Source organism: Promicromonospora sp. NPDC057488, assembly GCF_042802395.1.
GTDB lineage: Bacteria > Actinomycetota > Actinomycetes > Actinomycetales > Cellulomonadaceae > Promicromonospora.
The window spans coordinates 1-9,334 of sequence record NZ_JBHVEG010000217.1; the positions used below are offsets into that span (position 1 = coordinate 1).

Genomic DNA, 9,334 nt, shown 5'->3' on the forward strand with positions numbered 1-9,334 from the left:
CCGTCGGGCCGGTCAGTCGGGCCGGTCAGTCAGGCGCCCCGTCAGTGCGCGTGCTTGTCCGCCAGCTCGCGCAGCGTCGCGATCTCCGCCGGGATGTCCTCGGCCCCGTACACGGCCGAGCCCGCCACGAAGACGTTCGCCCCGGCGTCGGCCGCCCGCTCGATCGTGTCCCGGGACACTCCCCCGTCGACCTGGATCCAGACGTCGAGCCCGGACTCGCTCACGGCCTGCCGCGCGCGGCGGATCTTGGGCAGCGTGCCCTCGATGAACGACTGCCCGCCGAACCCGGGCTCGACCGTCATCACGAGGATCATGTCGATCTCGGCCAGCAGGTCGAGGAACGGCTCCACGGGGGTCGCCGGGCGCAGCGCCACACCCGCCCGCGCGCCGAGCCGGTGCAGCTCCCTGGCCAGGCGGACGGGCGCCTGCGCGGCCTCCGCGTGGAAGGTGACCGACGCCGCCCCGGCCTCCGCGAACGCCGGCGCCCAGCGGTCCGGGTTCTCGATCATGAGGTGGGCGTCGAGCGGGATCGGCGACACCTTCGCGAGCCGCTCGAAGATCGGCAGCCCCAGCGTCAGGTTCGGCACGAAGTGGTTGTCCATGACGTCCACGTGCGCGTAGTCGGCAGTGGCGATCTTGCCGAGGTCCCGCTCGAGGTTCGCGAAGTCGGCGGACAGGATGCTGGGGGCGATGAGTGCTGCCATGATGCCAGCCTAGAGGCCGACGGACAGGGAGCGACGATGATCCCCGATGTGAACTACTGGGCCGTGATCGTGGCGACGCTGTCCACGCTCGTCGTCGGCTCCGTCTGGTACACGCCCCGGGTGTTCGGCACCCGCTGGATGCGCCTGGCCAAGGTGGACCCCGAGGCCGCCCAGGCGGCCGGCGTCTGGCCCATCGTCGTGACGGTGCTCGTCAGCTTCCTGACCTCCTGGGTGCTGGCCGGCGCGGTCTTCATCGCCTGGCGGTTCTACGAGGGCAGCTTCTTCAGCGCGGCGGTCGTGACCGGCGTGCTGCTCTGGATCGGCTTCACCGCGGCCCGCTTCATCACGCACGACGCCTTCGAGGGCCGCCCGCCCGCGCTCACCACCCTGAACCTGGCGCACGAGCTGGTCACGATCCTGGTCATGTCCGTGATCATCGGCGTCTGGCCCCCGGCGGGCGTGTAGGAGTTCACCCGCGGCAGGACGCCGCTTCCCGGCCTGGACGTCGGGTCCCGGCGCTAGTCTCCGGGCGTGGCTGCGGAGCGGGAGCAGGGGGACGTACCGGGAGTCCGGCACCGGCGGTACCGGGGGTGGTCCCGGTGACGCGGGAGCAGAAGGAGGCGCGGCGGGCGGTCGAGCGCCAGATCGAGGCCCAGCGGGATGATCGACCGCCGGGTTCACGCTGGGCCGCGCAGTCGGCGAGGACCCGGGCGGCGCTCCGGGCGAGGTCCGGTCGTGGGCTCGTGGCGATGGTCCTCGGCCTCCTCGCCTTCGCCGTGTTTCCTGCCTGTCTGACGTTCGGCTACATCCAGGAGCAGGCCGTCCTGGAGAGCCACGGGGTACACGCCGAAGCCTCGGTGCTGGCCCACCACCCCAGCCGCTTCGGTTCGGGCACGATCACGGTCCGGCCCATCGAGCCGCCGCGTTTCGAGACGACCCTCGACCACTGGCCGGCGGGCGTCGACGTGGGCGACCGGATCGAGGTGGTCTACGACCCTCGTGACCCGGGGACGGCCGCCGCCGTCGACGCTCCGCTCGTCGACATCGGCATCATCATCGGCGCGCTGTTCGACCTGTTCGCGCTCGCGTTGCTGCTGGTCGCGCTCCTCCCCCTCGGCGAGCTCCTGCGGCGCGCCTGGATCCGTCTGCGCGACGGTCGGCCCGGCAACGAGCATCTCCTCCAGCAGCGTGACCCGCTCGGGCTCCGCCCAACTTCTCGCCCGGCTCACCCGACTCGCCCGGCTCGCCGCCGTCCGCAGCTCCTCGCGAGCCTCGAGACGGCGCAGATCGTGTTCTTCGTCGGCCTCGCCCCGGTGGCGGTCGCGATCGCGTTGGGCATGTTCGCGGCAGGCGCCGTCGACGACGCGCGAGCTCTCCAGGACACCGGTGCTCGCGCGCGGGCGACCGTCGTGAGGAGCGACTGGACGGTCGGCGGCGGCGGCTGGCTCGACGTGCGCTTCACGCTGCCGGACGGCACCGAGGCGACGTCCTTCATCCGCCCGCAGGACCACGTCTACTACGAGGGCAACGTTGTCGACCTGGTCTACGAGCCCGGCAGGCCGGGCAACGCCGAGGCCGTGGGAGACAGCGGCTGGCAGGCCGACACGCGGGTCTTCGTGGGCTTTTCCGTCGCACTCGTCGCCGCAGCGGTGGTGTCCGTCCTCACCGGGACCGTCGCCCTCGTGCAGCGCGCCCGCCGGCCCGCGACGGACGACGCCGCCCCGCCGGCCGGCTGACGGCGCGGCGGGGCGGGGCGGCGGGGCGGCGGGCCGGACGAACGGGTCAGACGACCTTGCGCAGCAGCGTCAGGTGCATAGCGTCCGTCCCGTGCACGTGCGGCCAGAGCTGCACGTCGTCGCGCTCCCCCAGCGGGATCTCGTCCGCTGTACCCGCCGGTGGGCGCACCACCGCCCGCACAGCGGCCGGGGCGTCCAGCCGCTCGACGTCGTCGCGCTTCTTGAGCACGTCGGTGACCACGAGCTGCGTCTCGGCCAGGTGCGGCGAGCACGTCACGTAGGCCACCACTCCCCCGGGCCGGACGGCGTCCAGCGCCGACGCCAGCAGCTCACGCTGCAGGCTGGTCAGGGCCGCGAGGTCGGACGGCGTCCGCCGCCACCGGCTCTCGGGCCGACGACGCAGCGCGCCCAGACCCGTGCACGGCGCGTCGACCAGCACCCGGTCGTACGCCCCGGGCTCCTCGGCGCCGACCTCGCGCCCGTCACCGGTCCGCACCTCCTCGACCACGCCGTCGGGCAGCGCGGCCAGCGCCTTGGCGACCAGGCGGGCGCGGTGGGGCGCGACCTCGTTGGCGACCAGCCGCGCGCCCCGCTGCGCGGCCAGCGCGGCGAGCAGGGCGGCCTTGCCGCCGGGGCCGGCGCACAGGTCCAGCCAGCGGCTGTCGGGGCCGTCGAGCGGCACGCCGGCCAGCGCGAGGGTGACCAGCTGCGACCCCTCGTCCTGGACGCCCGCGAGGCCTTCCCGGATCGCGGGGATGCCGGACGGGTCCGAACCCTCCAGCCGCAGCGCGGTGGGTGCCCAGCGACCCGCGACCAGGTCGGCGTCGCCCCAGGCGTACTCGTCGGAGACGTCGGTCAGGCCGGGTCGCGCCACCAGGGTGACCCGCGGGGCGGCGTTGTCGGCGGCGAGCAGGTCGCCGATCTCGTCGGTGGCACGGCCGTTGCCCGCCAGCGCCTCGCGCAGGGCGCGGGCGATCCACAGCGGGTGGGACTGCGTGGTCGCGAGGCCGCTCAGGGCGTCGGGCGCCTCCTTCTCGAGCACGGACAGCCACTCGTCCAGGGGGCGCTCCGAGACCCGGCGCAGCACCGCGTTCACCATCTGCGCGGGGCCGGCGCCGACCCGGTTGCGGGCGAGGCCGACCGTCTCGGAGACCGCCGCGTGCACGGGCACGCGCATCCCGAGGAGCTGGTGCGCGCCCAGGCGCAGGACGTCCAGCAGCGCCCCGTCCAGGCCCGACAGCGGCCGGTCCACGCAGGTGGCCAGGATCGCGTCGTACCGGCCGCGCAGGCGCAGCGTGCCGTAGGTCAGCTCGGTCGCGAACCCGGCGTCCCGGCCGCGGATACGCCGCTCGCGCAGCAGCGGGGGCAGCACCAGGTTGGCGTACGCGTCGGACTCGTCGACCTCACGCATCACGTCGAACGCGGCCGTCCGGGCCTGGTCCGTGCGCTTGCGGCGCTCGGACGGCGCCTGCGACGTCGCGGACCGGTCGCCCCGGGAACGGGCCGCCGAGCGCTGCCGCCCGGCCGAGCTGCGGCGCTCGTCGCCGAAACTGCGGTCGTTACGGCCCCCGCGGTCGCCGTCGTAGCCGCTCATGCGGAGGCCCCCGTCGTGGTCGTGGTGGTCGCCGGAGCAGCCGAGGTGCCAGCCGTCGCCGCACCCAGCACGAGCCCCGCCTCGACGAGCGCGCGGCCGCCGCCCCGGGCCCAGTCGGGCGCCGGCATCGCCTTCTTGCCGACCGGCCGCACCTCGCCGAGCGCGACGGCGTGCGTGGCCGTGCCGACCAGCACCTCGTGCTTGAGGGCGCGCACCTCGCCAGCGGTCAGATCGGTCACCTCAGGACGCGGCGAGACGGGCCCGAGGCCCAGCCGGGAGCCGTCCGGCAGCAGCGTCCACGCGCCCGGCGCGGGCGTGCAGCCGCGCACCAGGCGGTCGACCGCGAGCGCCGGGTCGGTCCAGAGCACACGGGCGTCGTCGGTGGTGAGCTTGGGGGCCACGGAGACGCCGTCGGCGGGCTGGGTCTGGGGCTGGAGGCTGCCGTCCTCGAGGGCGTCGAGGGTGGACACGAGGAGCTGGGCGCCGGAGACGGCGAGGCGGCCCAGCAGGTCGCCGGAGGTGTCGGTGGGCCGGATGGTCTCGGTGGTGGTGCCGAGCACGGGGCCGGTGTCCATGCCCTCGTCGAGCAGGAACGTGGTGGCGCCGGTGACCTCGTCGCCTGCGATGACGGCGCGCTGCACGGGCGCGGCGCCGCGCCAGGCGGGCAGCACGGAGAAGTGGAGGTTGACCCAGCCGAGGCGGGGTACGGCCAGGACGGCGGGGCGCAGGATGTGGCCGTAGGCGACCACGGGGGCGGCGTCGATCTCCAGCTCCTGCAGCATGGCCACGAACTCGTCGCCGCGCGGGACGTCGGTGATGACGCGCAGGCCGGCCTCCTCGGCCCGCGCCCGCACGGGGCTGGGCGTGAGCTTGCGGCCGCGGCCCGACGGCGCGTCGGCGCGGGTCAGGACGGCGACCACCTCGTGGCGCGAGCCGAGCAGGGCCTCCAGGGAGGCGACGGCGGGTTCAGGGGTTCCGGCGAAGAGAAGACGCACCAGGTCAGTCTAGGTGTGCCGCCTCGCTCACCGCGGCCCGGCGCCGGGCGACGAGCACCACACCCCCGCCCGCGGTCAGGGCCGCGAGCGCCACGACGGCGGCGGTCCCCGCGGTGAGCGCGTCCGGTCGGGTCAGGGGCTGCCCGCGCAGCGCCTGCCAGGTCAGCAGCAGGACGACGGCGAGGGCGGTGGCGCCGGCGACCTGGACCAGGCGGGTGCGGTCCCGGACGGTGAGCCAGGCGGCGGGCAGGACGGCGAGCAGCCAGGCGACCAGGGGCAGGGCCTGCATGGCGTGGATGCCGACGAAGTGGGCGGCGCGCAGGTCGCCGCCCACGGTGGACCAGCCGAGCACGGGCAGGCCGGGGCCGCCGTCGACCGGGCCCACGGAGTGCGCGCCGACCAGCACGCGGTCCCCGCCCGCGCGGACGGCGTCGAGCTGGGCGGGGGTGGGGTCGGTCATGAGGAAGGCGACGGCCATCCCGGTGACCGCGACCACGAGGCCGGCGCGCAGGCCCCAGGCGAGGACGGGGTCCTCGAGCCGCTGGGCGAGCAGCACGACGGCCAGCACCACGTTGGTGGCCCAGAGCGTGGCGACGGCGCCCGCCATGGCGAAGTAGATCGTCTGGTCCAGCGGGGTGCTCACGTTGAAGTGGCTGCGCAGGCCGCGCGCCGCCTGGACCATGATGAGCGCCTGCTCGATCAGCAGCGCGGCCGCGACGATCCAGGAGACGGCGGCGACGAGGCGTCGTCGGCCGCGGACGTAGGTGAGGAACCAGATCAGCGTGAGGCTGTAGACGGAGATCGAGACGGCGAACTTCGCGGGCTTGAGCCAGGTGGGCTCACCGAGCACCTGGCGCGGGTCGGCCACGAGCCCGACCAGGCACGCCAGGAGCACCACGACCGTCACCAGCCCGGTCACGGCCAGCGGTGGGTTGGTGCGGACCGTGCGCACGGCCCGCACGAACAGCGAGGTCTTCTCCAGCGAGGTCATCTCCGGAGCGTGACACCGCCCGGGGCGGTGCCGGGAGGTGATTCGCCGGTCGCCGAAGCCCTGTTGTCCTGCCCGTGCTGCTTACCCCGTGCTGCCTACCCCGTGACCGGGAGCCCCAGGGCGCGCAGGTCCTGGCGCAGGGTCTCGGTGTCGGTGAAAACCACGCCGTGGAACCCGACGCCGCGGGCGGCGTCGACGTTCACCGTCTTGTCGTCCACGAAGACGGCGCGGGACGGGTCGACGCCGAACCGCTCCACGACCAGCTCGAAGATGCGCCGGTCGGGCTTGGCCATGCCCTCACGCCCCGAGACGATGACGTCCTCCATGAGCCCGATCGCCGGCGCGGCGGGCTCGGCGCTGTGGAAGGTCTCGGCCTGCCAGTTCGTCAGCCCGTACAGGCGCAGGCCGAGGCCCTTGAGCTCGGCCACGAGCTCCGCGGAGCCCTCGATCGGCCCCGTCAGCGACAGCTCGTAGTGCTCCACGTACCGGCGCAGGTCCTCGACGTGGTCGGGGTGGGTGCGCCCCACCCGCTCCAGCAGCACCTCGTACGGTGTGCCGGCGTCGGCGGCGTGGTTGATCGAGCCGAAGTCCACCGCCTCGAAGAACGCCTCGACCTCCGCCCGGGGCCGGCCCGCGTAGGGACCGAAGGGGTCCCAGCCGATCAGGACGTTGCCGAAGTCGTACACGACGGTGTCGATCACGGGGGTGTCGATCACAGGGGTGTCAACGGCAGCGGTGTCGACGGCAGGGGTGGGGTCGGCTGCGGTCACAGCATCTCCTTCGGGTCGAGCTGAACACGGACGGTCCCGCCCTCGCGGCGCGCGGAGCGGACAGCGAGGCTGGCCTTGAGCCTACGGGCGAGCTCGTCACCCTGGGCGAGCGGTACCCGCAGCACGGTGCGCACGGGCAGGTCGAGAGCCTCGAAGCCGGCTGCGCTCCCGGCCGCGCTCCCACGCGCGCCCCCACCGGCACTCCCAGCCGCGCCGCCCCGGCCGCCCGGACCGCGCGCGCCCGTTCCCCGCCCGCCAGGACCCCGCCCAGGTGTCTCCGGGTCGAGCTCGACCGGCCCCAGCACGCCTGACCCCGCGCCCAGGTCCTCGCGCAGCCCGACGCGCCCGACGACGGCGTCCACCGCCAGCCGGTCCCCGGTCACGGCGGCGACCCGGACGGCGGGCGGCAGGTGCAGCTCGGCGCGCTCGTCGAGCTCGCGCTCCGCGAAGCCGGCCGGGTCGAAGCGCACCAGCGCCTGGGTGGGTCCGGGGGCGCCGTCGCCCACGAGCAGCACCTGCCCCTGGGGCCCGGGCCGGACCAGCGACGCCGCGGCGAGCCAGCGGTGCAGCGCCTCCGTGCCGGCCGCGAGCCCGGTGCCGCCGGTCATCACGGCGGCGTCGAGCAGCAGGGCGATGGCGTAGCCGTCCGCGGCGACGGGCTCGGCCCCGGGGGTCGCGACGATGAGGGCGGGCGTGTCCGGGACGGCGTCGATCACCCCGCCGGGGGCGGACGCCGCCGAGAGCCGCACCGGCACCCCCGTGAACGCGCGGCCGAGCTCCTCCGCGGTACGCGCCGAGCCGACGCGCACCGAGCGCAGGCCCGTCCACCCGCACTCGTCGCAGCGCCAGCCGCCGGCCAGCCGGCCGCACCAGGTGCACTGCGGGGCGCCGTCGGCGTGCGGCAGCCCCAGGGGGCCGTGGCAGTGCGCGCAGCGGGCGGCGACCCGGCAGCGGGAGCACGCGACCACGGGCAGGTAGCCCGAGCGCGGCACCTGCACCAGCACCGGACCGCGCTCCAGGGCCTCGCGGGCCGCCCGCCACGCCACGGACGGGAGCCGGGCCGCGGCGGCGGCGCCGTCCCGCGCCAGCTCCACGGACGTCAGCGCACGCACCCGCGGCGCCCGGGCGCGCACCACGTCGCGGGGCGCGGCCAGCTCACGCGCCCAGCCGGACGCGAGCAGCGCCTGCGCCTGCACGGTGCGCCCCGGCGAACCCAGCAGGAACGCCGCGTCCTCCCGCTCGGCACGCAGCGCCAGCACGTCGCGCGCGTGCGGGTACGGCGCGTGCGGCTCGGCCAGCGTCTCCTCGCCGTCGCCCCACAGCACCACCAGGCCGAGGTCGGCCACCGGCGCGAACATCGCGGCCCTGGTCCCCACCACCACCCGCGCATCGCCCCGCAGCGCCCGCAGGAACGCCCGGTACCGGGGCGCGGGACCGTCGTCCGCGAGCAGCCGCACCACGTCGTCGGCCCCGATCCCGGCACCCTCCAGCGCTGCGACCACCCGCTCCGCGTCCCGCGCGTCCGGCACGACGACGAGCGCCCCGCGCCCGCCCGCGATGCACGCCCGCACGGCCTGGGCGACGGCGGCCGCCCAGTGCGGGGTGACCGCGGCGGCGTCAGCGGACGCACCTGCGGACGCGTCCGTGGCCCCGCCCGCACGGTCGACCCCCACACCCGGCAGCGCCGACCACACGGCCCGTGGCGCCTCGCCCGCGTGGATCCGGCGCAGGTACGCCTCTCCCCCGCGGTACGGAGCCCAGGCGGACGAGTCCGGCACCGCTAGAGGGCTGTCCCCTGCCGCGGCCGGCTCGGTACCTGCGGACTCGGCAGCTGCGGACTCGGTCTCAGCCGACTTGGTCTCGGCGGACTCGGTCTCAGCCTCCGCGCCGCCTACCTTCTCCGCGCGGCTTTCATCCTGTGCGCCGCCCTCCTTCTCCACCCGCGCGTGCCGCGGCGGCAGCGCCAGCCGAAGCACGTCGGCGAGCGTCCCGGCGTACCGGTCCGCCACGGCGCGGCACAGCGCGAGCACCTGCGGCGTCAGCACCTGCTCGCCGGACACCACGCGGCGCAACGGCACGAGCCGGCCGTCATGGTCGGAGGTCTCCTGGCGCGCGACGACGTAGCCGCCGACGTCCTGCCGCCCGAACCGCGCCTTGATCCGGACGCCGGGCTGGGCGTCGGCGTCCATGGTGACCGGGACCAGGTAGTCGTACGGGTGGTCCAGGTGCCCGGGCTGCAGGTCCAGCACGACGCGGGCGACCGGCAGGCGCTCGGCGATGGGGATGCCGTTGGTCTCGGCCTTCTCCAGCGGGTCGCGGGACGCGGTCTTGCCCTTGCCGCTGCCCTTGCCGCGCGCGGGCACACCGCCCACCTCGTCCAGCCCGAGCAGCGCGTCGTCCTGCACGGCCTGGTCCACGTCCCCGTTCACGCCCCTATCCCACCACGCGCCACCCACACCCGCGGCGAGCACGAGACCTGGTCACGCGCAGTGCGCCCGGGGTCGGCACTCTGCATCGAGGTCGGCACAGGCCTGTGCCGACCTC

Annotated in this window: 8 protein-coding genes; 2 read left to right on the forward strand and 6 right to left on the reverse strand. The window is 75.6% G+C overall.

Features of this window, described 5'->3' with window-relative positions; all coding sequences use genetic code 11:
* Positions 1–41: 41 nt before the first annotated feature.
* A complete protein-coding gene (gene rpe / locus ACFU5G_RS26975; RefSeq protein WP_377251668.1) occupies positions 42–704 on the reverse strand; it encodes a ribulose-phosphate 3-epimerase in 663 nt (220 codons plus the stop codon).
* Between the two features lie 36 nt (positions 705–740).
* Between rpe and ACFU5G_RS26980 the strand changes: the two genes are divergently transcribed.
* Positions 741–1,169, forward strand: coding sequence for a DUF1761 domain-containing protein (locus ACFU5G_RS26980; protein ID WP_377251670.1), 429 nt, complete (start codon positions 741–743; stop codon positions 1,167–1,169).
* Positions 1,170–1,303: 134 nt separating this feature from the next.
* A complete protein-coding gene (locus ACFU5G_RS26985) occupies positions 1,304–2,440 on the forward strand; it encodes a DUF3592 domain-containing protein (RefSeq protein ID WP_377251672.1) in 1,137 nt (378 codons plus the stop codon).
* Between the two features lie 46 nt (positions 2,441–2,486).
* Here ACFU5G_RS26985 and ACFU5G_RS26990 read toward each other — a convergent pair whose 3' ends face one another.
* The 5 genes from ACFU5G_RS26990 to ACFU5G_RS27010 all read right to left on the reverse strand — a co-directional run bounded on the left by ACFU5G_RS26990 (position 2,487) and on the right by ACFU5G_RS27010 (position 9,219).
* Positions 2,487–4,034: an RsmB/NOP family class I SAM-dependent RNA methyltransferase gene (locus ACFU5G_RS26990; protein ID WP_377251674.1), complete on the reverse strand. Its 1,548-nt coding sequence runs from the start codon at positions 4,032–4,034 to the stop codon at positions 2,487–2,489.
* On the reverse strand, positions 4,031–5,029 hold the full coding sequence (gene fmt / locus ACFU5G_RS26995; protein WP_377251676.1) for a methionyl-tRNA formyltransferase: 999 nt from the start codon (positions 5,027–5,029) through the stop codon (positions 4,031–4,033). Before fmt ends, ACFU5G_RS26990 begins: the two co-directional genes overlap by 4 nt.
* 4 nt (positions 5,030–5,033) lie before the next feature.
* Positions 5,034–6,020, reverse strand: coding sequence for a hypothetical protein (locus ACFU5G_RS27000; protein ID WP_377251678.1), 987 nt, complete (start codon positions 6,018–6,020; stop codon positions 5,034–5,036).
* Positions 6,021–6,115: 95 nt separating this feature from the next.
* Complete coding sequence (locus ACFU5G_RS27005) at positions 6,116–6,790, reverse strand: HAD family hydrolase (protein WP_377251680.1); 675 nt, start codon at positions 6,788–6,790, stop codon at positions 6,116–6,118.
* On the reverse strand, positions 6,787–9,219 hold the full coding sequence (locus ACFU5G_RS27010; RefSeq protein ID WP_377251682.1) for a primosomal protein N': 2,433 nt from the start codon (positions 9,217–9,219) through the stop codon (positions 6,787–6,789). The genes ACFU5G_RS27005 and ACFU5G_RS27010 overlap by 4 nt, the downstream gene beginning before the upstream one ends.
* Between the last annotated feature and the right edge of the window lie 115 nt (positions 9,220–9,334).